Below are 23,788 nucleotides of genomic sequence, written 5' to 3' on the forward strand. Positions count from 1 at the left end.
CTCGCGGACGGCACGCACGACAGCAAACGGCGAAGGGCCCGGCTCCGGAGTTTCTCCGGGGCCGGGCCCTTCGGCGTACGGTCAGGCGTTGCGATCACCCCAGGAAGGGCTCGAAGTCCCAGTAGGGGCGCGTGCGTTGGCGGGCCGAGATGGTGTGCGGGTGCTGTGCGCCGAGCGTCCGGGTCAGGGCCAGCAGGCCGTCTTCCTCTAGCTTCCCGGCCTCCTCCTGCTCGCGCGCCGCGCGCAGGTCCGCGGCCAGCGCCACCTGCCCGGACAGCGTGAGCGGATGCTCGTCGCCCAGCGCGTGCCGGGCACGGCGCAGGGTGTCCCGGCTCAGCTCGACGGCCTCGGCGATACGGCCGTTGAAGTTCCGCCCGCTCGCGGCGTTGAGGGCGCAGCCCAGGACCCACGGGTGGTCCGGGCCGAGCGTGGCGGTGAGGCCGGCCAGCGCGGCCTCGAACATCGACATGGCCTCGGCGCGTTCACCGGCGGCCTGCATGACGAGGCCGCTGTTGGAGAGCATGCCGGTGGCGACCGGGTGCGCGGGACCGAGCAGCGAGCGGTAGCCCGCCTCCGCCTCGTCGATCAGCTCGCGGGACTGGCTGAGGTCACCGTGTTCCCGCAGATAGTTGCCGTAGTTGCAGATGAAGGCCAGGGTGCGGTAGTGATCGCGGCCGTGCACCTGCGCCAGCTGCTCGAGGAGGCTGGCCATCTCGGGGCCCACGTCCTGGGTCTGGCCGCCCTCACGGCGGCGGCACATGACCAGCTGGCCGCGGGCGGAGAGCGTCTGCGGATGCTGCGGCCCGAGCACCTGCACATGCATACGGACCACGGGCTCCTGGCGGGTCAGCGCATCGCGCCAGCGGCCGAGGAAGCGCAGGTCCTGTGCGACCGCGTTGCCCGAGCTGAGCGTGCTGATGTGCCGGGCGCGCAGCACGCTCTCCCGCCGGGCGAGGGTCTCCAGGTCGAGGTCGTACGCCTCCTGGTACCGGCCGAGGAGGCGTAGGCCCACGCCGAGGTTGTGCCGGGCGATCAGCGTGACGGCCTCGTCCGTGCCGAGCTGCCGGCTGTAGCCGTCGAGGACCTCTCGCTGCAGCTCGTGTGCCTCGCCGTACCGGCCCAGGTGACGCAGGCCGGCGGCCATGGCGCCCTTGGTGGACAGTTGAGCCAGCTCGTTGCGCGGCTCGGCGGTGCTGAGCCGCTCATGGACGCCGCGGTCCAGCTCGTAGGCGTCGCGGAACTGTCCCCTGGCCCGCAGGATGTTGCCCTCCTGCGTGGTCAGGGCGAGCATCGGCGGGGCCAGCGGATCCATGAACTGCGACCAGTGGTCGCGAATCCGCTGGGCCAGGTCGAGGCCGCTCTTGTACTCCCCGCTGCGGAAGCAGTACCGCAGGCAGTTCAGGACGGTCTCCTGCACCCGCGGCTGGGTGCTGCTGAGCGCGCCCGAGGGCTCCAGATGCGGCACCAGCTCGGCGTAGAGCGGCCAGTTCCTGCTGTCCAGCGGGTTGCCGGGGTCGGCCTGCGCGATCAGGATGCGCACCGCCCTGCGATGGGTGGCGCGGCTGTCCTCGCTGGTCAGCTTGGAGACGATGTCGTGGACGAGCCGGTGCATGTGCACCGACTCCTGGTGCGGGCCCATCTCCGCGCCGACCGGACCGCGGGTCTCACGGGTGAGCACCGAGTAGTTGACCAGGGTGTCCAGGGCACGGGTCCAGGCGGCCAGGTCGGTCGACATCCAGCGCAGTTCCTCGGGGAGGTCGGCCTGCGGGTAGGCGCGGATGAGGCCGAGCGGGATGCGTCCGGGCGCGAACGAGGTGCACAGGCCCAGGACGTCGATGGCCTGCGGCTGGGCATTGCGCAGGCGGTTGAGCAGTATCGACCAGGAGGTCATGGAGGACTGAGGGAAGCCGTCGCCGGTGACGGGCTCGTCCACGGTGGAGAGCCTGCGCTCGCGGACCATCCGCAGGTACTCCGGCACCTCCATACGCGACTCGCCGAGCCAGGAGGCCGCCTGAACGAGGGGCAGAGGTACGTCGCCGAACTCGGCGGCGACCTCGTCCGCCTGGGCCGCGGTGATGTGAGGGGCGCGGCGCATCAGATAGCCGGTGGACTCCGGGCGCAGGAAGGCAGGGACTTCGAGGACGTCGCTGTGCTCACTCCAGGCGCGGTTGCGGGACGTGACGAGGACGTGTCCGGCGCCCTGCGGGAGCAGCGCGTTGATCCCGTCGGTGTCGTCCCAGCCGTCGAAGATCAGCAGCCAGTTGGCGTGCGGCTCGCCCCGTCGCAGGGCGTCCCGCACGGCGCGGATGCGTTCGCCGGGCTCGCTGCCGATGCGCAGCCCGAGTTCCACGGCGAGTTCGCCGAGCCGGTCCCGCTGGATGTTGCGGTCGTCGGAGTTGACCCACCAGACCACGTCGTAGTCGGGGCTGAACCGGTGCGCGTATTCCGCGGCGAGCTGGGTCTTGCCGATGCCGGACATGCCCAGCAGGGTGCATACGGCGGCACCGCGGTCGGCGTCGGCGAGGCGCTGGTGAATGCCGGTGAGCAGATCGTCGCGGCCCGTGAACCGCGGGTTGCGGCGCGGCACTTCGCCCCAGATCTCGCACCGTGTCTCGGGGTAGCGGACCCGGATGGCGGGGGGCCTGGGGTTGCGGCGGCGTTCCAGGCCCAGCCGCCGCAGCAGCCGGTCCTCGGCCGCTTCCTCGCTGAGCCCCCACAGGCTGGCCGGTTCGAGGACCGCGGTAGCGGGCAGGAGCGGCCGGTTGGTGAGGTTGACGGCGGCGAACCGGTCGGCGTGAGCGGCGACGAAGCCGCGCAGCACGTCGTTCCACTCGCCGGCCGGGCGCGGGCCCAGTTCGAAGAACCAGTCGTCGAGGACGAGGAGCACGGGACCGGAGGCCAGCAGCAGGTCGCCGAGCGAGTCCTCCAACGGGACTTCGCGGGGCGGGTCCCAGCGCTGCAGGGTGGCCTGGTTTCCGTGACTCTCCAGGCACTGGGCGATCCATGTCGCCCACGAGCGGTGGTAGCCGGGGAAGACCACCAGGACGCGGTCGGGTGCCGAGGCACCGTCCCCGCCCGACCGCCGCTGTTCCGCCATCGCACGCTCCCTGTTCCCGCGTCTGCCGCTTCTCGCGCCACACGCTAACGCAATGCACTCATACGCACACGAAGTGTCACAGAAGGTTTCGGGCCGTCACCCCGAGACTCGCGTGGTGCCTTCCCATCTCCTGGACGAACTCCCTGCCCGCACAGGTCAGTTCATCGGATTCGAGCAGGACGGACAAGGCCTCGCCGACCTCTTCCCGCTGCGCTTCGAATCGTTCCCGGGCCCTGAGCCGCCAGTCCGCGGGAGCCCGGGATCCATTGCCTGCCCGCCACCACAGGTCGGTGAGGGCCAGATGCGCGTAGGCGCCCTGGAGAACCGCCGGAACGGGCCGGGGGTCGGAGCGCCAGGCCACCCGGTGGTGCGCGGTGCCCCTGCCGGGACGGCACAGCGGGACGAGTTCGTCGAGGGCGGCGAGCTTGCTGTGGTGCGTCTCGTGCACCAGGGACTCGGCAAGCTCCCGCCCCTCGTCGGGCAGCTGGGTCAGCGCGGCACCCGGGGCGGACCGCAGGGTGGCGCCCATCGAGGTGCCCCCCGGGCGCTCCGCGGCCGCCAGCGGCACCACGGCACGCAGCAGCCCCCGCAGCTCGACGGCACGGTCCGGATCCGTCGCCGACAGCAGCGCCGAGGCCTCGCGCCATCGACGGGCCCACATCCGGTAGGAGCTGTAGGGGCGTTCGGCCGCGAGCAGGGACTGCGGCCCTATGCCGGACGGCGGCACCCGGTACGGGTCGAGGTCGTCGAGGACGACCGTGCTGCCGGGCAGGGTGCGCAGCGCGGACCAGCCGGGTCCGCGCCCGATTCCGCCGGGTGCGCCGCCCCCGGGCCCGGCCACCGGCCGCGGCAGCAGGACGTCGTTGTGGCCCGCGTCGTCCGTGATCCGCACCAGCCCCGGCTGCCCGCTCAGCCGCGCATGCCCGGACGGGCAGCGGAGCACGCCGAGGCCGGGCAGCACCAGCGCTCCCGAGGGCGTCGGAAGCGTGCCGTCGACCGGGCAGCCCGCACGGACGGCCGCCGCGACGGCCACTCCGCCCACATGCGCCAGCCGCACTGCGAAGGCCGGGCCGTCCGGTGCGGCGAGCGCCTCCGTGAGCCAGGCGCCGGTCATCGGGTAGTCGACGACCTCCCGGACCGCGGCGGCATCGGCCCGCTCCGCCCGCACCAGCAGCGCCCAGTCCCGCTCGAAGCGACGCCGGACCGCCGGGGCGAGCACGGCGGACTGCCGGTCGACGCGGACGAGGAGGGACTTGACGAGCAGCATGCGACGCGCGTGGAGTGCGCCACGCAGTGCGGCGGTGGCGTTCGGCGCGGGCCGGGTCCTCGCGAGCGCCGTGAAGACTTCGGCGGAGACCGGAGCCCGGGTCATCCCCGGTTGCCCTCGGCCCGCCCGATCTCGACGAGTCCGACTGAAAACGTTCGTTCACCAGGCTCGCGCGGACTGATCTCGCCGTCGCCGTCCCCGTACCAGACCTCCCGGAACTCGGTGGCGCCGCACAGCACTTGCTCGACGGCCGCGCTGAGCTCCGGATCGTCCATGGCACGCAAAGTCCGCAGGTCTATGTCGGTGAGGTCGGGCAGGGGCGCGGTACGTCCGGCGTCCTCACCGGGGCCGACCGCCCTCTTCCGCTGCTCCGCCACCCTCGGCTCCTCCCTGCCCGCGCCTGCCCCGCCCAGTCGCCGTAGCTGCCGTCTTCTTCCCGACGGGCCGGAAACAGAAACCCTGTGCGGATCAACTCCGGTCAAGCTCGCCGGTGTTGATCCACTCCTGCGACCACGGCCACCACGGCGGCGCCACCCGCTCCCACGCCTGCTCCGGCATGTCCCGTGTCCCGCCCGGCCGGTCCGGTGCCGCCGCGAGCTCCTCCTCCGCGCGCCGCGTCAACTCCACGTCGGCCCAGTCGACCTCGCGCAACGCGGCGACCAGCCCCTGCCACCGCTCCCGGGCCGACCGGTACGCCGTCAGGGCCGCCCCCGGCCGCCCCATGAGCACGAGGACGGCGCCGCGTCCGTGCCGGGCCCGGGCCGCCGTCACCGAGCCCGGATCGGTGCCGTGGGCCGCCCCGGCCTCGCGCTCGGCGTTCTCGTACGCCTGGAGCGCGTCGACGAGGACGGGCGCCCCGGCCCGGTACCAGCCTTCGAGGCGCACCCGGCCGAGCTGGAGCCAGGCCTCGGCGCGCACTCCGGCGTCGGCCGCGGCGCGCACCGCCTGGGTCAGCAGATGCCGGCTCTCGAACAGGTCCGGCAGGAAGCCCAGATGACGGAACCGCTGCGCCAGCGCGCTGCCGACGAGCCCCTGCAGCCGGCCGCGCTGCTCGGACCACGCGGGCAGCGCCTTGAGCGCTTCGCGCAGCACGTTCTCGGCGCGGTCCACGATCCGCGCGCCGTCCCCCGCCGAAGCGCGTCTGAGCAGCGACTCGCCCCAGGCGGTGAGAAGTTCGCAGCGCCGCGGGCTGTCGGGCGGGGCGAGCAGGGCGGCCCTCTCGTACGCTTCGTCGGCCTCCCGGCTCTCGCCCGCCGCGTCGTGGAACGTGGCCAGGACGGCCAGGCAGGGCAGCAGTAGGTCAGGGTCGTCGCCCGCGGCGTGTTCGGCCCGGACGAGGGCATGGCGCGTCTGCGCGTCCTCGGCTCCGGCCCCGCGCAGCGCCCGCGCCAGGTCGAGCAGAGCGGGACTGCGTACGGCGCCGGGAGCGCCGTCGAGGTCCAACAGAGCGCAGGCTTCTTCCAGTTCGGGAACGGCGGCAACGGGTCGGGCCAGATCGAGCAGGATCCGCCCGCGGCGCAGCAACCGGGCCCGGTGCGCGACCTGGAAACGCCCGGCGTCCGCCCGCTCGCTCAGCGCCGCGGCCTCCACCCTCCCCTCGTGGGCCGGTCGAGCCACCGTGGGCCAGGGAGCGGTCTCGGGGGCGAGGACGTCCAGCGCGGCCGTGAGCTGTTCGGTCTCGCCCGTCAGGCGCCACAGCTCATGGCGGCCCGCCGCGAGTTCGAGCGCGGCGTCGGCCTGTTCCGCGCTGTCCGCCGAGGCCGCGGAATGGGCCGTCGCCAGCTCCTCGACCGCCGTGCGCAGCAGCTCGGTCCGGCGGCCTCCGGCGCGCGCCGCCGACGTCCCGGCCTCGGCACGCAGCACCCGGCCGAGGACCAGCCGGGCCCGTACGCCGTCGTCCGCGGCCGGCGCGGGCACGCGTACCGCGGCCTCCGCCTGTTCCCGCGCCCGGTGCAGCACCTCCGGGTCGGCCAGCGCCTGCCACTGGCCGAACAGCCGCTCCGCCTCCTCGACGGGCCGGGGCGTCACCAGATCGGGCAGGTAGAAGCGCAGCACCCGCGCCGGGATGCGGGCGAACAGCTCGGCCTCGACTCCCCCTTCGGCGTCCCGCGGGCCGTCGGCGTCCAGCAACGGGCCGCCGACGGTGGGAGCGTGGTCGGCGAGCCGGGCCGCGGCGAACGCGGCGAAGTTGCGGGTCCCCTTGCCGAAGTGCCGTTCGACGTAGGCGGAGCAGTGCTTGAGGACCAGTCCGGCCGTGTCCTGGTCGAGGGAGGACAGCAGCAGGTCCTGTACCCGGCCCGGGTAGGCGAAGCAGGGCTGGGCCTCGGTGCCGGGCAGCTGCCGCAGCAGTCCGCCGAGCAGCACCTCGGCCAGCTCCATGGGTCCGGTGTCCGGCAGCATGGCCCGCTGGACGAGCTGCATGACCGGCAGGGTGAGCGGCGCCGCCGCGAGGTACACGGCCAGCCGGAGCGCGCCGGGCGAGGCGCCGGCCCGGAAGGCGCGCAGGAGTTCGTCGTCACCACGCGGGCCCTGCCTAGGCGGGGAGGCACCGGCCTCGGACGGCACCTCCGGGGTCGTCCAGGCGGCCCACGCCCGCTCCCGGGTCGGCCCGGTGCCCGACAACAGCCGTGCCCACGCCTCGAACGCCTCGGCACTCGGCTGGAGCACCGGCACGGGCCGGGCGTCGGCGGCCGGTTCGTCCCAGGGCTCGTCGTCGGGCAGGAAGGCGATGCGGCCGCCGAGTTCGGCGGGCCGCAGCAGCAGGCCCGGTTCGGCGGGCAGGGCGGTACGGCCCCACAGGCGCGGCGGCAGCGGCTGGATCACCGCGAGCGGCGAGGCACGGGGCCAGGTGTGCAGGAGCCGCTGTGCGGCGCCGTTCTGCCACAGCGGGCCGACGCAGTCACTGATCACAAAGGTGAGGCAGCGGCCCGACGGGTCGTGCAGTTCGTCGGCCGAGCGCAGCCGGGTGTGCCGGGCGGGCCCGGCGGTCGTACCGACGAGGGGGGTACCGGATCCGTCGTCGTACAGCTGGTGGACGCGTACGGACGCGAAGGCGCCGGACTGCTGGCAGGCCTGCCGCAGTTCCTCGACCAGCCGGCCCCATACGGCCATCGCGGGTCCCGTGTCCATCAGCAGCTGGACGTCGCAGCGGTGTCGGCGGCCGAGCCGTGGCACGGGCAGCAGGAGCCCGCTCGCGGCGGCGTGTTCGGCGGTCTTCTCCTCGTCGATCCCGGCTTCCTGGGTCGCGGAGGCGTCGACCCGGTAGCGGCCGAGGGCCCGTAACGCCTTCTCCAGGCCGAGCAGCCCGGGCAGGGCGGTGGCGGCGGGAGCACGGACCGGGAAGACGTGCTGGGTGCCGTCGGCCAGGGCGCCCGACGCTCCGGCGGCCGTGTGCAGGGGGACCGGGGTGGACGGGGTCCGGTCGTTGCCGGTCCGCCCTCCGACGGACGGGGCCGGCTCTCCGGAGCGTTCCGGCCGCTCCTCCGGCGGGACGTGCGTCGGCTCCGGGACGTCCTGTGCGCCGCCGGAGTCGTCGCGGGGAGCCGCCGCGCCGAGCCGCCGGGCCAGCCAGACCGCGTCCGCGACCTGTTCGGCGGTCAGGTCGAGGCCGCCGCGGCGCAGCCTGCGTATCAGCTCGTCCAGACGCATTCCCGGCATCCGTCCCTCACCTCGTACGGTCGAGCGGCTGCATCAGCAGGTCCGCGATGCGCTCCCGGGTGAGGCGTTCCGTGTTCGGTGCGTGCTGGGTGAGGAAGAGGGCGTTGAGCAACTGGTCCGCGGCGACGACCTCGCCGGGCTCGCGGTCCAGGAACCGGGTGATCAGGTCGCGGCCGGCGGCGAGGCCCTCGTCACCGAGGTGTGCCTCGACCATGGCGGTGAGCTGTTCCTCGCCGGGCGGCTCCAGTTCGAGCTGGACGCAGCGCCTGAGCAGCGGGGCGGGGAAGTCCCGTTCGCCGTTGGACGTCAGGACGATCACCGGGAAGGCGGTGCAGGCGATCCGTCCGTCGCGTACGGACACGCGCTCGCCGTCGTGGGTGAGCACCTCCACGACGGGTTCGCGGTCCGCGAGCCGCTCCAGCTCGGGGATGGCGAACTCGCCCTCCTCCAGCGTGTTCAGCAGGTCGTTGGGCAGGTCGAGGTCGCTCTTGTCGAGTTCGTCGATGAGCAGGACGCGGGGTCGCTCCGCGGGCAGCAGCGCGGTGCCGAGCGGGCCGAGCCGGATGTACGACCCGATGCCGGAGGGGGCCGCCGCGGGTCCGGCGCCGCCCTGGGCCCGCTCCAGCTGGACGTCCTGGAGCCGGCCGATCGCGTCGTAGCGGTACAGGCCGTCCTGCAGGGTGGACCGGCTGACGATCGGCCAGCGCAACACCCGCCCCAGGCCCAGCTCGTGCGCCACCGCGTAGGCGAGGGTGGACTTGCCGGTGCCCGGGTTGCCGGTGACGAGGAGCGGGCGGCGCAGATAGAGGGCGGCGTTGACCGCGTCGACCTCGGCGGCGCGCGGCGCGTAGTTCTCCACGAGGCGGCGGCGGACGCCGAGCCGGCGGGCGCTGCTGGGGTCCTCGTCGCCGGGCTCCGGGCCGCTGCGCGCGCCCTCGAAGTCGCGCCACGGCGGCGGGGCAGGCAACTGCCGTACGCCGTCGTGCGGCTGACCCACTCCTCGGTAGATCCGCCAGTCGTTCACCATGGGCTCCTCCCGGCTCTGGTGATCATGCAGCGGGCCCGGCCGTTCGACGTATGACGTTACCGCCCAACCACCGTGCCTGCCGAGGTTCCAGGGCGCCCGGAGTTCCGATCCGGTCGGCCAACGCCCTTGTCTCATCTGCCGGTTGACGGCCCGCTCAGCCGTCGGGTCCGGCCGGTGACGGCGGTCGCATGGGCTCCCTTCCGTAGGGCGGACGGTCCGGTGGATCAAGGAGTACGGCGATTCTGCCCCGCAGGCCTTGAGCCCGCGCGGTGTCGAGATCGGCCGCCCGGATGCGCAGTTCGCGCACCGGGGCGTGCAGGGCGTCCACCCGGCCGGCCGACTCCAGCAGACCGGCGGCCTGTCCGTGGAAGTCGCGGCACTCGTCGTGGTCGTGGCCGTCCCGGCGCCACAGCACCACGGAGTGACCGGTCATCAGCGCCGCCTCCAGGGCCACCCGGGCGTCCCCGCTGCCGACGGGGCCGCAGAGCACGGGGACCCGCCCTTCCGCCATGCCCAGCATGCGGCCGTAGACAGCCCATTTGCGCTGCTGTCCGCCGGCCGTGCCGCCGTCCTCCCGGGCGTCGGCGTACAGCGGTTCGGCGGACAGCCGCCCGCGTTGCGTGCCCCGCCAGCGGTGGCGCCAGTCGGGCTTCGGTACGCCGCTGTTGCGCTTCAGGTCGCGGATGACGACGGTTCTGCGCAGTCCGAGCGGTACGGAGCGCTCGTCGAACAGGTCGGCCTCGTCGTCCTCGGGGTCGTCCGGGGCGAGCTGCCATTCGTCGACCGGGAGGTCGAACAGCCGGCGTGGCAGGAACACCTCGACCGCGGCCAGGTGTTCACCGTGGTCGCCCTGGCTCAGGGCGCGCGCGAGGGGTTCCCGCAGGGACTCGTGCAGCCGCTCCAGGGGCACGCCGCGGTCGTCGCCGTCGACCGGCGTGACGTCGCGGCCGTCGTACAGGAGCTGGACGCGCCAGGGGTAGCGGTCGCCGTAGAGGCGGTCGCCGATGGTGACGAGGACGTCGATGCGGGTCGGGGGCGGCGCCGGGGCCTGCCGGGATCCAGGTGAGCGGCCGAGGCCGTCGAGCAGCCGGCCGATGTGTTCGCGCACCGCCCAGTGGTCGTGGTGGCGGGCCTGCTCGGTGATCCAGTCGGTGAACGCGCGCAGCGGCTCCCGCGCCACCTCGGCGGGGCGCTCGCGGACGCAGTGCAGGGTCACCATCGCCGCGTACAGCAGGACGGCTTCGAGATCGACGCGGGACCTCCCGTCGCCACGGCCCGGGGCGCGCAGGCCCGTCAGCAGTCCGGTGCCCTCCCGCCATGTGTGCGGTTCGTGCAGGATCGGGGACGGGGACCGCTCGCCCGTCACCAGGCGCCTGACCTCGTGGACCAGCCGCATGACGTCGCCCGTACGGGCGGGCGGCGGGAGGTGGGCGAGGTGGCCGTGGAGGCGGATGCGCAGCTCGGGGGTGACGGCCGAGCCGCGCTGCCCCGGCAGGTCGGCCTGCGCGGAGGGCCAGTCCGGATCCGCCGGCCGGCCGTCGGACAGCCGTCCGAGGTGGTACAGGTCGTGTTCGCGCAGCACGGTGTGCAGGATGTCGCCGCCGGGCAGCTCGAGCAGTTGGTACAGCGCGGTGATCGGGACGGCGACCCCTTCGTCCCGGCCGCGGCCCTTGTTCAGGCCGACGACGGCGCCGTACCTCTGATCGACCACGGGTCCGCCCGAGAGTCCGTCGACGGGCAGGCTGTCGCCGATCACCATCGCGCCCGCGTCCCAGCCGCGGGCCTCGCCGACGCCGCCCCGTATGCCGACGTCGCCGGTCTGCCGTGACCAGCCGTGCAGACCGACCGGGCCGGGGATGCCGGGCTCGCGGTCGGTGAGCCACACACACCGCGCGTCCGTCGCGGCGGGGACCCTGACGAGCGCGATGTCCGGCAACGGCCAACTGCTGCCGGCCCTTTCGGGTGCGTCGGGCCGGGGCTTGGCGAGGACGACTTCGCCGGTGGTGGCGCTCGACGCACCGGTGCCGGCGTCGCCCTCCCAGGTGACACCGACGGCAGCCTGCCCTCGCAACACCGCAGCTCCCCCCTTTCCCACGACATGAGCGCAGGTCAGCAGCCAGCCCGGGGCGATGAAGAAGCCTGATCCCCAGTAGCCCTTTGCATACCCGGCGCCCGGCTCCTCGATGCGGGCGAGGGAGGGGCGCACCACGACTTCAAGGGCGCTCATTCGGCGCCGGAGGCCGGGCGTCCGTTCGACGCGTCGCCGCCGTCTCCCGGCCGCGGATCCGGGGCGCCGTCCTCCCGTGCCGGTTCGGTCCAGGTCAGGGACACCGTCAGCGCGGCCTGACCGCCGGCTCCCGCGATGGCGCTCACGATCCTGCCCGACTGCGCCGACAGTTCGATGCCGAAGGTCACGGCCACCTCGACCGGCGCCGTGAGGTCGAGACCGGCGCGCAAGGAGCGCACGACACCGCCGACCGTGCCGGAGAGGCCGTCCGCCATGTCGGTGATCCGGCCCCCGATCCCGGTGTCCTGATAACCGTCCCGCTCCAGCGCGGCCTCGTCCGCCGCGCCGATTCTGGCCCATACGACGGACCCGTCGTCGAGCCGTATCCGTTCAACCCCTCCACCCATCGCGCCCCCGTCCTCCGCTCCGCAAGAGAAGGAAGAAGGCTAACTCCGGATGAAGTCCAGGGCGAGAGGGGCCAGTTGGCGATCGGGATCTAGTCGTCGTCCTCGTCGTCGTCCAGCCGGGCCAGCCAGGTCGCCAGGCGCTCGACCGGCACCTCGAAGTCCGGGTTGAGATCCACGAACGTCCGCAGCTGCTCGGCAAGCCACTCGAAGGTGATCTCTTCCTCGCCGCGCCGCTTCTCCAGTTCCTCGATGCCGCGGTCGGTGAAGTACATGGGGTGCTCTCCGTCGTCATACGTCCTGGTCGGGCAGTGAAGGACAGCCTATGTAATCGGGGGTCTGTACGGTTTCCGCCGGTCCCGGAGCGCGGCTGGAGCGCGGTGCACACGCGCGTGCGTCGGCCGCTCGGGCGCGGGCGCCCCGCGTCAGTCGCGCGGGCGCACGATCTCGTACGTCAGCCCGAACGCGCCGTGCGCGACGAGCAGCGCCCCCGCGACGACCCACCCGCCACTGCGCCGCCGTACACCCCAGACCGTCAGCGGGAGCCCTACTGCCACCTGCGCGAAGGCGAGGGCACGGGCCTTGGGGCCGCCGGACCAGGGCAGCCAGGGGCCCAGAGGGCCGCGATCGACGGCGGCCAGTCCCGCGCGCACGGCCTCGCGCCCGCCCGGCCATTCCACGATCCGCGTCTGTGGGTGGGCGCGGGCCGCTTCGCTCAGCCGGTCGGCGGGGTCGCCGGGGGCGATGCCGGCGGGAAGGGCCACTCCCGCGCGCGTGAGGACGGCGAGCAGTCCACGCACGCGTGCGCGCGCGTCTGCGGCGGCGTCCGGTTTCGTCAGGGCCTCCAGGGCCTGCATGTCCAGCACCGGGTCGAGCCCGAGACGGGCGGCGAAGGTGCGCATGGCCTCGTCCTCGCCGGCCGGGACGCCCTTGCTGAGCCAGTCGTAGCCGACGGGGCGGCGGAAGCCGGACGCGAGGGTGAAACCGCTGCGGTCGGCGTCCCACCAGACGGCGAGGACGGGCCAGGGGGCGCCGACAGCCAGGGCGGTGGCCCAGCCGGTGACGACGCGGTCGACGGGTTCACCGCCGCGCAGCCACGGCGTGCCCTCGGGCACCAGAACGCTCCACTCCGGACCGGCCGGGGTGAGCAGCATGCGCTCGTGCAGCAACTGAGCGGCGGGGCCGACGGACTCGGGCTCCGCCCGGCAGAGCAGCAGGGCGCCCGGCCCGGGAGCGGTACGGGAGGCTTCCGTCGACATGATCACACGTTAGGACGATTCACCCCGTTTGGGCATTTTGAGGGCACACGCATCCCCGGAACGAGTGTCTTGACTTTCCTCATCCGCGATATATCTTGAATAGCAAGAGACGCGATATGACGCGTCGCCGCGAGGAGGTCAGCACCATGTCCGAGTGGTCCGTCACCGAGCCCAGGAAGCTCACCTTCGACGAGCCGGTGAGCGAGCTCCATGTGCGCATCGTCAACGGAACGGTGAACGTCGTAGGGACGGACGAGGGTTCCGCCCGCCTGGAGGCGTCCGAGATCGAGGGCCCGCCCCTGATGGTCACCCAGCAGGACGGCACGCTGACGGTGGCGTACGACGACCTGCCCTGGAAGGGCTTCCTCAAGTGGCTGGACCGCAAGGGCTGGCGCCGCAGTGCCGTGGTCTCCCTGGCCGTTCCGGCGTCCACGCGCGTGGAGGTGGGGGTGGTCGGCGCGGGCGCGGTCGTCTCCGGGATCGACGGTCCCTCGGTGGTGAAGGGCGTCAATGGCGACACCGCCCTGGTCCGGCTCTCCGGCCCGGTCCGCGCGGACACGGTCTCCGGGAATCTGGAGGCCCAGGCCGTCACCGGCGATCTGCGCTTCAACTCGGTCTCCGGCGACCTCACCGTGGTCGAGGGCTCGGGCTCCTCCGTGCGGGCCGACTCGGTCAGCGGCTCCATGATCGTCGACCTGGATCCCGAAGGCCCCACGGATGTACGGCTGACCAGCGTCTCCGGCGAGATCGCCATCCGGCTGCCGCAGCGTGCGGACGCCGAGGTCGAGGCGAACACCGCGAGCGGGACGATCTCCAACGCCTTCGAAGGACTCCGCGTCCACGGCCAGTGGGGCGCCCACAAGATCACCGGCCGCCTCGGCCCGGGCAACGGCAAGCTCCGCGCGACCACCGTCTCCGGCTCCATCGCACTGCTGCCCCGCCCGCCCAGGGAGGACGAGGAGGAAGAGCCGTGGGACTCACCGGCCGGACCGGCGGACATCCCGAGGGACGCCGCCCCGGCAAACGGGCAACAGAGCACCCCGGCGGACCGTCCACACGACGAATCGGCGAACCGTCCACACGATGACCCGGCGGACGGACCACAGGCCGGCTCGGGGGACAATTCCGTTTCCGGTCCGGGCGCCGGCGCCACCAGCGCCCCGGCCGACGGCACGACCGACAAGAAGGTGCTCTGACATGCCTCCCGTCTTCGCCCACGGCCGCCTCCGCCTCTACCTGCTGAAGCTGCTGGACGAATCGCCGCGCCACGGCTACGAGGTGATCCGGCTCCTCGAAGACCGCTTCCAGGGCCTGTACGCCCCCTCGGCGGGCACCGTCTACCCGCGCCTGGCCAAGCTGGAGGCCGAGGGCCTGGTCACCCACACCACCGAGGGCGGCCGCAAGGTGTACGCCATCACGGACGCGGGCCGCGCCGAACTGGCCGATCGCAGCGGTGAACTGGCCGACCTGGAGCTGGAGATCCGGGAGTCCGTCGCGGAACTCGCCGCCGAGATCCAGGCCGATGTGCGCGGCGCGGCGGGCGACCTGCGGCGCGAGATGCGAGCGGCGGCGAGCGAGGCCCGCCGGGGCACCGGCACCCAGGCGCACGCCGAACAGGACGGCCCGCTCGGCGACTTCGCGGACTACGCCGACAAGGAGTCCTGGCGCGCGGCCAAGGAGGAGATGCGTCGCGTCAAGCAGGAGTGGAAGGAGCAGGCCAGGCGTGCCAAGGACGAGAGCCGCCGGGCCCGCGAGGAGGCCCAGCGGGCCCGGCGCCAGGCCAAGGAGGCCCAGGACCGGGCCCGGGCGCAGGCGCAGGAGGAGGTGCAGCGCATCGCCCGACGGGTCCAGGAGCAGGTGCAGGACCACTTCGCACGGGGCGACTGGCCGACGGGCGTGCGCGAAGGCCTGACGGAACTGGCCAGGGAGTTCGGCGAGTTCGGGAAGGACTACGGCAAGGAGTTCGGCAGGGACTTCGGTTTCGGCCGGACCGGCACCGCCAAGTCGGAGCCGGCCGAGCCGGAGTACTCCGACACCCCCGAGGACTTCCCGGCCGACTTCGAACCCTCCTGGGCCCACGAGGCCCCCACCGGCGACCCGGCCCGCGACCTCGACCGTCTGCTGGACCGCTTCCGCGACGACATCCGCGACGCGGCCCGCGACCATGGCGTCACGGCCGACCAACTCCGCGACACCCGCCGCCACTTGTCGACGGCGGCGGCACATATCGGGGCGCTGCTGCGGACACCGAAGGGATGAGGCCTCCCTCCCTCGGCAGTGCGGCGACCGGGGTCAGCCGCACTGCCGAAGGAAACGCCCCTCCTTGATCGCCGGCCCGACCCGGCCCGGCCCGGTGCTCCCCGCCGGGCGCCCCACCCCGTCAGCCGGCCTTCGCCTCTCCCCCGCCGTACAGCACACGCGTCAGCGCCTCGTACGTCGCTCCGTGATCGGCGAGGACCTCGGCGGGGACGCCGGGCCGGGCGGCCAGAGCGAGGAGGAGGTGCTCGTCGCCGATGTGCCGGTCGCGGCGCCCGGTAGCGACCCGCAGGGCCTCCACCAGCGTGTCCTTGGCAGCCCGGCTGAAGGGACGGTGCCCGAACCACCCTTTGCTGCGCCGATCTCCGGACATCGCCCCGACACCGTGCACCTCCTCGACCCGGGCGACGATCTCCGAGACGTCGATCCCCAGTCCCGCGAGCGCGTCGGCGTCGGCCCGCGACAGCCCGCCCAGCCGCCGCGCCTCGACGACGGCACCCCGCACCGACTCCTTGCCGTCCGGGGCGTTGCCGAGCAGCGAGGCCAGCGCGAAGGAGCCCCGGCTGCCCTCCCGGTCCAGCAGGGCGAGCAGCATGTGCTCGGTGTCGACGTGCGACGCCCCCTCCCGCTCGGCGTGCCCGACCGCCGCCTCCACCACTGCCCGGGCGTCCTTCGTAAACCGCTCGAACATCAATTCCTCCCGTACTTCTTGTGCACGGCCTGCCTGCTCACACCGAGTTCCGCGGCGATCTCCTGCCACGACCAGCCCTGATTGCGCGCACTGCGCACCTGCACCGCCTCCAGTTGCTCCAGCAGCCGGCGCAGTGCGGCGACGGCCCGCAGCCCGACCCGGGGGTCGCGATCACCCGCACGCTCGGCGAGATCCGTTGCTTCGGTCATGACGTCAACCTACGTTGACATCACCCACTTGTCAACCATGGTTGACACACGCCAAGGGCCGGCCCGGTATCGGGTCGGCCCTTGGCGTACAGCGAAAACGAAACCGTCAGCCGTTCGTGAACACGACCTTGCCGAACTGCTCACCGGACTCCAGCCGTTCGAAGCCCTCGCGAGCGCGGTCCAGCGGAAGCACCTCGTCGATCACGGGACGCACGCCCGTGGCGGCACAGAAGGAGAGCAGATCCTCCAGCTCGTCCTTGGTCCCCATCGTCGACCCCACTACCTTGAGCTCCAGGAAGAAGATCCGGGTCAGTTCGGCATGCGAAGGACGGTCACCGCTCGTCGCACCGGAGATGACGAGAGTGCCCCCGGGCCGCAGCGACTTCACGGAGTGCGACCAGGTGGCGGCGCCCACGGTCTCGATCACGGCATCGACCCGCTGCGGCAGCCGCGCCCCCGACTCCACGGCCTCCACCGCCCCCAGCTCCACGGCCCGCTTCCGCTTGGCCTCGTCCCGGCTGGTGGCGAAGACCCGAAGCCCCGCCGCCTTACCCAGCACGATCGCGGCCGTGGCGACCCCGCCGCCGGCCCCCTGCACGAGCACGGAGTCCCCCGGCCGCACCCCGGCATTGGTGAACAGCATCCGATACGCCGTCAGCCAGGCCGTCGGCAGACAGGCGGCCTCCTCGAAGGACAGCTCCTTGGGCTTCGGCAGCACATTCCACGTCGGTACGGCGACCTGCTCGGCGAAGGTTCCCTGGTACCGCTCGGTGAGGATGGAGCGCGGCTCCTTGGGGCCGACCCCGTGCCCGCTCTGACCGATGACGGAGTGCAGCACGACCTCGTTGCCGTCCTCGTCGACACCCGCGGCGTCGCATCCGAGGATCATCGGCAGCAGGTCGTCCGTGAGGCCCACGCCCCGCAGGGACCACAGGTCGTGATGGTTGAGGGAGGCGGCTCTGACGTTGACGACGCTCCAGCCGGCACGAGCCTCGGGAGCCGGACGCTCCCCCAACTCCAGGCCGGTCAGCGGCTGGTCACGGTCGATTCGGGCAGCGTATGCGGCGAACATGGGCTCGACGATAGGGGGCGTGCGGGGCCCACGGAACAACAGGGCCCTGTGACACTTGCCCTCTTGCACGAACGCGCACGGGCGTGTGGCACGGCGGCACCCCACAACCACCCGAACGGCCCCACGACCAGGCAAAGAAAAGAGAAAAGAAATGACCCCGCCCAACCGGACGGGGCCAAAACCTCACACCTGCCTCAGCGACGAGCCACGCCCTCGGCCCGGGCAGCCGCGGCCACCGCCGCGGTCACCGCGGGAGCGACCCGCTCGTCGAAGGGCGACGGAATCACGTAGTCGGCGGCGAGGTCGTCCCCGACCACCGCGGCCAGCGCCTCGGCGGCCGCCAGCTTCATGCCCTCGGTGATCCGGGACGCCCGCACCTGCAGCGCGCCCGCGAAGATCCCCGGGAACGCCAGCACGTTGTTGATCTGGTTCGGGAAGTCCGAGCGCCCGGTCGCGACGACCGCCGCGTACTTGTGCGCCACATCCGGGTGCACCTCGGGGTTCGGGTTGGCCATGGCGAACACGAACGCACCCTCGGCCATGGAAGCGACCGCCGCCTCCGGGACCGTACCGCCGGAGACCCCGATGAAGACGTCCGCGCCTTCCAGCGCCGCCTCCAGCGACCCGGTGATCCCGGCCTTGTTCGTCAGCTCGGCAAGCTCCCGCTTGACCGGCGTCAGGTCCTCCCGGTCACCGGAGACGACACCCTTGCGGTCGGCCACCGCGACGTCCCCGATCCCGGCCTCGACCAGCATCTTCGCGATGGCTACACCCGCGGCCCCGGCACCGGAGATGACGGCCCGGAGCTCGTCGAGCCCCTTGCCCGTCAGCCGCGCGGCGTTCCGCAGGGCCGCCAGCGTCACGACCGCCGTGCCGTGCTGGTCGTCGTGGAAGACCGGGATGTCCAGCCGCTCCTGCAGCCGCCGCTCGATCTCGAAGCACCGGGGCGCCGAGATGTCCTCCAGGTTCACGCCGCCGAACGACGGCGCGAGCCGCACCACGGTCTCGATGATCTCGTCGACACCGGTGCAGTCCAGCGCGATCGGGACCGCGTCCACGCCGCCGAACTGCTTGAACAGAATCGCCTTGCCCTCCATCACTGGAAGGGAGGCCTCCGGCCCGATGTCGCCGAGCCCCAGCACGGCCGTACCGTCGGTCACCACCGCGACCACGGACGACTTCCACGTGTAGTCGTGGACCAGTTCCGGCTGCTCGGCGATGGCGGTGCACACGCGGGCGACGCCGGGCGTGTACGCGAGGGACAGGTCGTCCTTGTCCCGGACCGGCACGGTGGCCTGCACGGCCATCTTGCCGCCGCGGTGCAGCGCGAATGCCGGATCGAAGGAATCGAGGGGCTCGCCCCCTCCGTCCTGGTCCGTAGTGCTGTCGCTGCGAGGATTGACGATCTCCGCTGCCACGTTGGTTTACCCCTTAGGTCTTCATGGTTTGAGGGTGGCCACTCCTGGTTGAGGAGCGGGCGGGCACCGCGTAAGGCCCTTGTCAGGTGATGCGTACGGGCACATACGCGACGGGCGCGCCGCACACGCGCCCTGAGCCCCGGATGAGGGGTGTAAAGAACCTTCTTACCGGACACACCGTGCCGACGACGAGTCCATAACGCGAAGGTCACATGCCGGTGACATGACTCATGGCTCCATATCGGGACAAGTCCTGGGCCACCGTCTGACACCGAAGATCTTCCGGCCGGAACGAGGGATTCCCGCAGAAGGTCCGGCCACGATGTCCGACCTGGGGCGGTTCGGGGGTCACCCGTTATCCGATTTTGACATGAGGGGCGCCCTGAATGGCGTAGTCCGAATGGCAAGATGCCGTAATCACACAAGGTCGCGACACTCGAAGGCGAGTGCTCTCGTCGATCGGTGTGCTCTGGTCGACCCAAGACCCAGGCGACTACCGAGCCCATCGGCAGCCGTCCGCCCCATCGGCAACTCCACCCATCCGCCGGAGGAACCCACCATGACCGCACGCTCCACCCGTCGCACGACCGCCACGCGCTCCCGCCTGGCAGCGGTCGGCTCGATCGCGGTCGCAGGCGCACTACTGCTCACCGGCTGCGGTGACCAGACGGAGGACGCCGGCTCGGACGGCGGCGACACCGCCGTGTCCGCCCCGCTGGCCGACCGGCTGCCCAAGGAAATCCGCGACAAGGGCGTCATCAAGGTCGGCTCCGACATCGCGTACGCGCCGGTCGAGTTCAAGGACAGCTCCGGCAAGACGGTCGGCATCGACCCGGACCTGGCTGCCGCCATGGGCAAGCAGCTCGGTGTGACGTTCGAGTTCGAGAACGGCACCTTCGACACCCTGATCACGGGTCTGCGCTCCAAGCGGTACGACATCGCGATGTCCGCGATGACCGACACGAAGGACCGCCAGGAGGGCATCGACTCGGACACCGGCAAGAAGGTCGGTGAAGGCGTGGACTTCGTCGACTACTTCACAGCCGGTGTCTCGATCTACACGAAGAAGGGCGACGACCAGGGCATCAAGACCTGGTCCGACCTGTGCGGCAAGACGATCGTGCTGCAGCGCGGCACGGTCTCCGAGGACCTCGCCAAGGCCGAGGCGAAGAAGTGCACCGGCGGCAAGACGATCAAGATCGAGTCGTTCGACAACGACCAGCAGGCCCAGACCCGCCTTCGCGCGGGCGGCGCCGACGCCGGTTCCTCCGACTTCCCGGTCGCCGCGTACGCCGTGAAGACCTCCGGCGGCGGCAAGGACTTCCAGCTGGTCGGCGAGCAGGTCGAGGCGGCGCCGTACGGCATCGCGGTCGCCAAGGACCAGACCGAGCTGCGGGACGCGCTGAAGGCCGCGCTGGACGCGATCATCGCGAACGGCGAGTACGACAAGGTCATCAAGAAGTGGGGCGTCGAGGACGGCGCTGTCAAGGAAGCCACCATCAACGGCGGCAAGTGACCGCAGGACTGCGGGCACTGAAAGGCAACATCCGTGACTGTTGACATCGACAAGACGGACGGGCCGGCGGACACCCCGCCGGCCGGCCCGGAGGCCATCAAGGCCATTCCGGTCCGTCACTACGGGCGGTACATCTCCGCCGTCATCGCCCTCGCCCTGCTGGGCGGGGTCATCTACGCGTTCTCCCAGGGCAGGATCAACTGGGGCGCGATCCCGGACTACTTCTTCAACGACCGCATCCTCAGCGGCGTGGGCAAGACGCTCCTGCTCACGGTGCTGTGCATGCTGATCGGCGTCGTCGGCGGCATTCTGCTGGCGGTGATGCGCCTGTCGAAGAACCCGGTCACCTCGTCCATCGCGTGGTTCTACATCTGGTTCTTCCGCGGCACCCCGGTCCTGGTCCAGCTCATCGTCTGGTTCAACCTGGGCCTGGTCTTCGAGTACATCAACCTCGGGCCGGTCTACAAGGACGAGTGGTCGCAGTTCATGACCCCGTTCCTGACCGCGCTGCTCGGCCTCGGCCTCAACGAGGCCGCGTACATGGCGGAGATCTGCCGGGCCGGTCTGCTCTCGGTCGACGAGGGCCAGACCGAGGCGTCGCACGCGCTGGGCATGACCCACGGCAAGACGCTGCGCAGGATCGTCGTCCCGCAGGCGATGCGCGTGATCGTGCCGCCCACGGGCAACGAGGTCATCAACATGCTGAAGACGACCTCGCTGGTGTCGGTCGTCCAGTACTCGGAGCTGCTCCGCGTCGCGCAGGACATCGGCCAGACCTCCGGCGCCCCGGCCGAGATGCTGTTCCTCGCCGCGGCCTGGTACCTGGTGCTGACCTCGGTCTTCAGCGTCGGCCAGTACTACCTGGAGAGGTACTACGCCCGCGGTTCGAGCCGTACGCTCCCGGACACGCCGTTCCAGAAGATCAAGGCGAACATGCTGTCCCTCTCGGCCTGGAGGCGTTGACCGATGAGCACCACCGCAATGGTCAAGTCCGAAGGCGTCCACAAGTCCTTCGGCCCGGTCGAGGTCCTCAAGGGCATCGACCTGGAGGTGAAGTCCGGCGAGGTCTTCTGCCTCATCGGCCCCTCCGGCTCCGGCAAGTCGACCTTCCTCCGCTGCATCAACCACCTGGAGAAGATCAACGCCGGTCGCCTGTACGTCGACGGAGAGCTGGTCGGCTACCGCCAGAAGGGGGACAAGCTGTACGAGCTCAAGGACAGCGAGGTCGCGCTGAAGCGCCGGGACATCGGCATGGTGTTCCAGCGGTTCAACCTCTTCCCGCACATGACGGCTCTCGAGAACATCATCGAGGCGCCGGTGCAGGTCAAGGGCGTTGGCAGGACCGAGGCGCGGGAGCGTGCGGGCCAGCTGCTTGAGCGGGTGGGCCTCGCCGACAAGGCGAAGAGCTACCCGTCCCAGCTCTCCGGCGGCCAGCAGCAGCGCGTCGCCATCGCCCGGGCCCTCGCGATGGACCCGAAGCTGATGCTCTTCGACGAGCCCACCTCGGCCCTCGACCCGGAGCTGGTCGGCGACGTCCTCGACGTCATGCGCGACCTCGCCGAGTCCGGCATGACGATGATCGTCGTCACCCACGAGATGGGCTTCGCCCGCGAGGTCGGCGACAGCCTGGTCTTCATGGACGGCGGCGTGGTCGTCGAGTCGGGCGACCCGCGCGAGGTCCTGACCAACCCGCAGCACGAGCGGACGCAGGCGTTCCTGTCGAAGGTGCTCTGACGGTCGTACGAAAAAGGGGCGGTACGGAGGTTCCGTACCGCCCCTTTGGCATGTGGCCGCTTCAGCGGAGTTCGGGGCTCTACTTCAGCGCCAGCAGCAGCGTGTCCGAAGGCGAGCACCACACCGCCCGTGCCTCCCCGAACCCCTTCTCGCGCAGTACGCGCGCGTGCCAGGCGGGGGACGGCATGTCGCCGTCGGCGTGTTCGCCGTAGATCTCGAAGCGGCGGGCGGTGGGCTCGGCGAGGACGGGGTCCTTGCCCGCGAGCTGCCACCACTCGGCCCAGTCGAGGGCGCCGTCGGCCTTGGCCTGATCCATGCGCGCGTGCCGCAACTCCCGCTCGGCGGCGTTGATCCGGGGCGTCGCGTCGTCGATCATGTGGTCCGCGTTCATGAAGACACCACCGTCGCGGACGAGACCCGCGACCTGACCGTAGAGGGCCGCGAGGGGTTCGCTGTGCAGCCAGTGCAGGGCCGTGGCGGTCAGGACGGCGTCGTACGACTGATGCGGCAGCCTCGCCGGCCAGTCCGGGTCCTTGAGGTCGGCGGTGACGAAGGTGACGCGGTCGTCGCCCGCGAAGGTGCCCTCGGCGATGGCGAGGAGCGCCGGGTCGAGGTCGACGCCGGTGCTGGTGGCGTCCGGGAACCGGGCGAAGAGCCGGGCCGTGATACTTCCCGTGCCGCAGGCGAGGTCGAGGACGCGTGGGGCGGGGCCGACGAGGGCCTCGACCATGTCGAGCATGATCCTGAAGCGTTCCTCCCGGTCCGGCATGTACCACTCCTGCTGCCGGTCCCAGCTCTCCTGCCAGGCCTGCCAGTCGGCCCCGGTCGTGGTGGTGGTGTCGGTGTCCGTCATCGAGACCCTCCGTCGCCCATGTCACGTGATACCCGTCACGTAATACCCTGGAAGCACGACCGGCTGTTACCCCGACCGCAGCATGACCATAGAACGCCTCCGTAAGGACTACAAGTGGAACTGGCCTATTACTCGGATTACGCCGTCCGTCTCGTCAACAGCGAGGAACCGGCCCGGGGCAAGGACTCACTGACCTCGGTCGAGGCCGTCCGCGACCTGTTCGGCGGCAACCAGTCGGCGGCCCGCCGGGCCACCGACGCGGACGTGACACGGTTCCGCTCGGTCCGGGGGCGGCTGCGCGCGGTCTTCGAGGCGGCGGACAAGGGCGACGAGACCCTGGCCGTCGACCTGCTGAACTCCCTGCTCCTGGAGTTCCCGGTGAGCCCGCAGATCTCCGGACACGACTTCCGGGACGACGACGGCCGCCCGCTGTGGCACATGCACCTCGCGGACCACCCGTCGAACGCGACGGCGGGCTACGCGGCCATCGCGGCGATGGGCCTGGCCTTCCACCTCACCGAGTACGGCGTGGACCGGCTCGGCCTGTGCGAGGCGGCACCCTGCCGCAACGCCTACCTCGACACCTCGACCAACCGCTCCCGGCGCTACTGCTCGGACCGCTGCGCCACCCGCGCCAACGTGGCCGCCTACCGCGCCCGCAAGCGCCTGGAGGCCGACCGGTCGGAGAAGACGGGCCTGGCGGCCGACACCGCCCAGCGCACCAGCGCGAACGGCGAGCGCTGACCGGGCTTGAGCGGTCGGTACCGAAAACGCACCCTTCCGAGCACCAGCTCCTCGGGGACGGCCCCGTAATCCGTGCTGTCGCCCCCGGCGTACGCGTTGTCCCCGAGCACCCACCAGCCGCCCTCGCGCCGCTCCGCGATCCGCTTGACGACGAGCAGGTCCTGCTGGAACGGATGCCGCAGGACGACGACGTCACCCGGCCCGACCCTGGCTCCCCACTGCACCACCAGCTGGTCTCCGTGATACAGCGTGGGCACCATCGACGGCCCGGTCACCTCGGCCACCCCGAATGGCAGGAACGACCTCCCGCGCTCGGTCTCCTGCGACAGCTCCGGCATGCCCGGCACCTCCCCGGTT

The 23,788-nt window shown here is 71.9% G+C and carries 21 protein-coding genes; 6 read left to right on the plus strand and 15 right to left on the minus strand.

From position 1 onward, the window contains the following. Positions 1-94: 94 nt before the first annotated feature. From fxsT to AB0I98_RS11225, 9 genes are all read right to left on the minus strand, one after another. Positions 95-3,097, minus strand: a complete 3,003-nt coding sequence (fxsT, locus tag AB0I98_RS11185) for an FxSxx-COOH system tetratricopeptide repeat protein (protein ID WP_362938639.1) — start codon at positions 3,095-3,097, stop codon at positions 95-97. Positions 3,098-3,173: 76 nt separating this feature from the next. Continuing rightward, entirely contained in the window at positions 3,174-4,469 is a 1,296-nt protein-coding gene (locus tag AB0I98_RS11190; protein ID WP_362938642.1) for an HEXXH motif-containing putative peptide modification protein, read from the minus strand. Next, a complete protein-coding gene (locus AB0I98_RS11195) occupies positions 4,466-4,741 on the minus strand; it encodes a hypothetical protein (protein WP_362938645.1) in 276 nt (91 codons plus the stop codon). Before AB0I98_RS11195 ends, AB0I98_RS11190 begins: the two co-directional genes overlap by 4 nt. 91 nt (positions 4,742-4,832) lie before the next feature. Next, positions 4,833-8,021, minus strand: coding sequence for an SAV_2336 N-terminal domain-related protein (locus AB0I98_RS11200; protein WP_362938648.1), 3,189 nt, complete (start codon positions 8,019-8,021; stop codon positions 4,833-4,835). Positions 8,022-8,028: 7 nt separating this feature from the next. Further along, positions 8,029-9,045, minus strand: coding sequence for a MoxR family ATPase (locus AB0I98_RS11205; RefSeq protein ID WP_362938892.1), 1,017 nt, complete (start codon positions 9,043-9,045; stop codon positions 8,029-8,031). Between the two features lie 157 nt (positions 9,046-9,202). Next, positions 9,203-11,275, minus strand: a complete 2,073-nt coding sequence (locus AB0I98_RS11210; RefSeq protein WP_362938651.1) for a trypsin-like peptidase domain-containing protein — start codon at positions 11,273-11,275, stop codon at positions 9,203-9,205. Further along, a complete protein-coding gene (locus AB0I98_RS11215; protein WP_362938654.1) occupies positions 11,272-11,682 on the minus strand; it encodes a CU044_2847 family protein in 411 nt (136 codons plus the stop codon). The genes AB0I98_RS11210 and AB0I98_RS11215 overlap by 4 nt, the downstream gene beginning before the upstream one ends. Positions 11,683-11,771: 89 nt before the next feature. Beyond that, positions 11,772-11,954 carry a DUF6104 family protein gene (locus AB0I98_RS11220; protein ID WP_362938657.1) on the minus strand — a complete coding sequence of 61 codons (183 nt, stop codon included), beginning with the start codon at positions 11,952-11,954 and terminating at the stop codon, positions 11,772-11,774. Positions 11,955-12,104: 150 nt separating this feature from the next. Beyond that, positions 12,105-12,938 (minus strand): hypothetical protein, encoded by an 834-nt coding sequence (locus tag AB0I98_RS11225; RefSeq protein WP_362938660.1) that lies wholly within the window; start codon positions 12,936-12,938, stop codon positions 12,105-12,107. A 146-nt stretch (positions 12,939-13,084) separates the two neighbouring features. Here AB0I98_RS11225 and AB0I98_RS11230 point away from each other — a divergent pair, with 146 nt between their 5' ends. Then, the gene (locus AB0I98_RS11230) at positions 13,085-14,134 is read left to right on the plus strand and encodes a hypothetical protein (RefSeq protein ID WP_362938663.1); all 1,050 of its coding nucleotides are present in this window, start codon (positions 13,085-13,087) and stop codon (positions 14,132-14,134) included. Between the two features lies 1 nt (position 14,135). Continuing rightward, positions 14,136-15,197 (plus strand): helix-turn-helix transcriptional regulator, encoded by a 1,062-nt coding sequence (locus AB0I98_RS11235; RefSeq protein ID WP_362938666.1) that lies wholly within the window; start codon positions 14,136-14,138, stop codon positions 15,195-15,197. Positions 15,198-15,318: 121 nt separating this feature from the next. Here AB0I98_RS11235 and AB0I98_RS11240 read toward each other — a convergent pair whose 3' ends face one another. From AB0I98_RS11240 to AB0I98_RS11255, 4 genes are all read right to left on the minus strand, one after another. Next, complete coding sequence (locus AB0I98_RS11240) at positions 15,319-15,885, minus strand: Clp protease N-terminal domain-containing protein (RefSeq protein ID WP_362938669.1); 567 nt, start codon at positions 15,883-15,885, stop codon at positions 15,319-15,321. Then, positions 15,885-16,094, minus strand: coding sequence for an HTH domain-containing protein (locus AB0I98_RS11245; RefSeq protein WP_210572430.1), 210 nt, complete (start codon positions 16,092-16,094; stop codon positions 15,885-15,887). The genes AB0I98_RS11240 and AB0I98_RS11245 overlap by 1 nt, the downstream gene beginning before the upstream one ends. Before the next feature lie 106 nt (positions 16,095-16,200). After that, entirely contained in the window at positions 16,201-17,166 is a 966-nt protein-coding gene (locus tag AB0I98_RS11250; RefSeq protein WP_362938672.1) for a zinc-binding dehydrogenase, read from the minus strand. A gap of 194 nt (positions 17,167-17,360) precedes the next feature. Beyond that, the gene (locus AB0I98_RS11255) at positions 17,361-18,584 is read right to left on the minus strand and encodes an NADP-dependent malic enzyme (RefSeq protein WP_362938675.1); all 1,224 of its coding nucleotides are present in this window, start codon (positions 18,582-18,584) and stop codon (positions 17,361-17,363) included. 559 nt (positions 18,585-19,143) lie between these two features. Here AB0I98_RS11255 and AB0I98_RS11260 point away from each other — a divergent pair. Genes AB0I98_RS11260 through AB0I98_RS11270 form a run of 3 tightly spaced genes read left to right on the plus strand, consistent with a single transcriptional unit; the run spans position 19,144 to position 21,834 of the window. Beyond that, the gene (locus tag AB0I98_RS11260) at positions 19,144-20,100 is read left to right on the plus strand and encodes an ABC transporter substrate-binding protein (RefSeq protein ID WP_362938678.1); all 957 of its coding nucleotides are present in this window, start codon (positions 19,144-19,146) and stop codon (positions 20,098-20,100) included. A 33-nt stretch (positions 20,101-20,133) separates the two neighbouring features. Further along, positions 20,134-21,063: an amino acid ABC transporter permease gene (locus tag AB0I98_RS11265; protein WP_362938681.1), complete on the plus strand. Its 930-nt coding sequence runs from the start codon at positions 20,134-20,136 to the stop codon at positions 21,061-21,063. Between the two features lie 3 nt (positions 21,064-21,066). Continuing rightward, positions 21,067-21,834 (plus strand): amino acid ABC transporter ATP-binding protein, encoded by a 768-nt coding sequence (locus AB0I98_RS11270; protein ID WP_362938684.1) that lies wholly within the window; start codon positions 21,067-21,069, stop codon positions 21,832-21,834. A gap of 79 nt (positions 21,835-21,913) precedes the next feature. Here AB0I98_RS11270 and AB0I98_RS11275 read toward each other — a convergent pair whose 3' ends face one another. Then, complete coding sequence (locus AB0I98_RS11275) at positions 21,914-22,687, minus strand: class I SAM-dependent methyltransferase (protein ID WP_362938687.1); 774 nt, start codon at positions 22,685-22,687, stop codon at positions 21,914-21,916. Positions 22,688-22,801: 114 nt separating this feature from the next. On the opposite strand from AB0I98_RS11275, the gene AB0I98_RS11280 reads away from it, so the two are divergent. After that, the gene (locus AB0I98_RS11280) at positions 22,802-23,431 is read left to right on the plus strand and encodes a CGNR zinc finger domain-containing protein (protein ID WP_210572423.1); all 630 of its coding nucleotides are present in this window, start codon (positions 22,802-22,804) and stop codon (positions 23,429-23,431) included. On the opposite strand, the gene sodX is transcribed toward AB0I98_RS11280, so the two are convergent. Further along, complete coding sequence (sodX, locus tag AB0I98_RS11285) at positions 23,335-23,769, minus strand: nickel-type superoxide dismutase maturation protease (RefSeq protein WP_328371928.1); 435 nt, start codon at positions 23,767-23,769, stop codon at positions 23,335-23,337. The two genes, AB0I98_RS11280 and sodX, sit on opposite strands and share 97 nt — an antisense overlap. Positions 23,770-23,788 lie beyond the last annotated feature (19 nt).

Source organism: Streptomyces sp. NPDC050211 (assembly GCF_040656035.1).
Lineage (GTDB): Bacteria > Actinomycetota > Actinomycetes > Streptomycetales > Streptomycetaceae > Streptomyces.

What these genes read in the sequence shown, in the direction of transcription:
- fxsT (WP_362938639.1), bottom strand. Translation starts at nt 3,097, where the DNA reads ATGGCGGAACAGCGGCGGTCGGGCGGGGACGGTGCCTCGGCACCCGAC.
- AB0I98_RS11230 (WP_362938663.1), top strand. Translation starts at nt 13,085, where the DNA reads ATGTCCGAGTGGTCCGTCACCGAGCCCAGGAAGCTCACCTTCGACGAG.
- AB0I98_RS11220 (WP_362938657.1), bottom strand. Translation starts at nt 11,954, where the DNA reads ATGTACTTCACCGACCGCGGCATCGAGGAACTGGAGAAGCGGCGCGGC.
- AB0I98_RS11245 (WP_210572430.1), bottom strand. Translation starts at nt 16,094, where the DNA reads ATGACCGAAGCAACGGATCTCGCCGAGCGTGCGGGTGATCGCGACCCC.
- AB0I98_RS11215 (WP_362938654.1), bottom strand. Translation starts at nt 11,682, where the DNA reads ATGGGTGGAGGGGTTGAACGGATACGGCTCGACGACGGGTCCGTCGTA.
- AB0I98_RS11235 (WP_362938666.1), top strand. Translation starts at nt 14,136, where the DNA reads ATGCCTCCCGTCTTCGCCCACGGCCGCCTCCGCCTCTACCTGCTGAAG.
- AB0I98_RS11260 (WP_362938678.1), top strand. Translation starts at nt 19,144, where the DNA reads ATGACCGCACGCTCCACCCGTCGCACGACCGCCACGCGCTCCCGCCTG.
- sodX (WP_328371928.1), bottom strand. Translation starts at nt 23,769, where the DNA reads ATGCCGGAGCTGTCGCAGGAGACCGAGCGCGGGAGGTCGTTCCTGCCA.
- AB0I98_RS11225 (WP_362938660.1), bottom strand. Translation starts at nt 12,938, where the DNA reads ATGTCGACGGAAGCCTCCCGTACCGCTCCCGGGCCGGGCGCCCTGCTG.
- AB0I98_RS11200 (WP_362938648.1), bottom strand. Translation starts at nt 8,021, where the DNA reads ATGCCGGGAATGCGTCTGGACGAGCTGATACGCAGGCTGCGCCGCGGC.
- AB0I98_RS11210 (WP_362938651.1), bottom strand. Translation starts at nt 11,275, where the DNA reads ATGAGCGCCCTTGAAGTCGTGGTGCGCCCCTCCCTCGCCCGCATCGAG.
- AB0I98_RS11275 (WP_362938687.1), bottom strand. Translation starts at nt 22,687, where the DNA reads ATGACGGACACCGACACCACCACCACGACCGGGGCCGACTGGCAGGCC.
- AB0I98_RS11190 (WP_362938642.1), bottom strand. Translation starts at nt 4,469, where the DNA reads ATGACCCGGGCTCCGGTCTCCGCCGAAGTCTTCACGGCGCTCGCGAGG.
- AB0I98_RS11250 (WP_362938672.1), bottom strand. Translation starts at nt 17,166, where the DNA reads ATGTTCGCCGCATACGCTGCCCGAATCGACCGTGACCAGCCGCTGACC.
- AB0I98_RS11270 (WP_362938684.1), top strand. Translation starts at nt 21,067, where the DNA reads ATGAGCACCACCGCAATGGTCAAGTCCGAAGGCGTCCACAAGTCCTTC.
- AB0I98_RS11240 (WP_362938669.1), bottom strand. Translation starts at nt 15,885, where the DNA reads ATGTTCGAGCGGTTTACGAAGGACGCCCGGGCAGTGGTGGAGGCGGCG.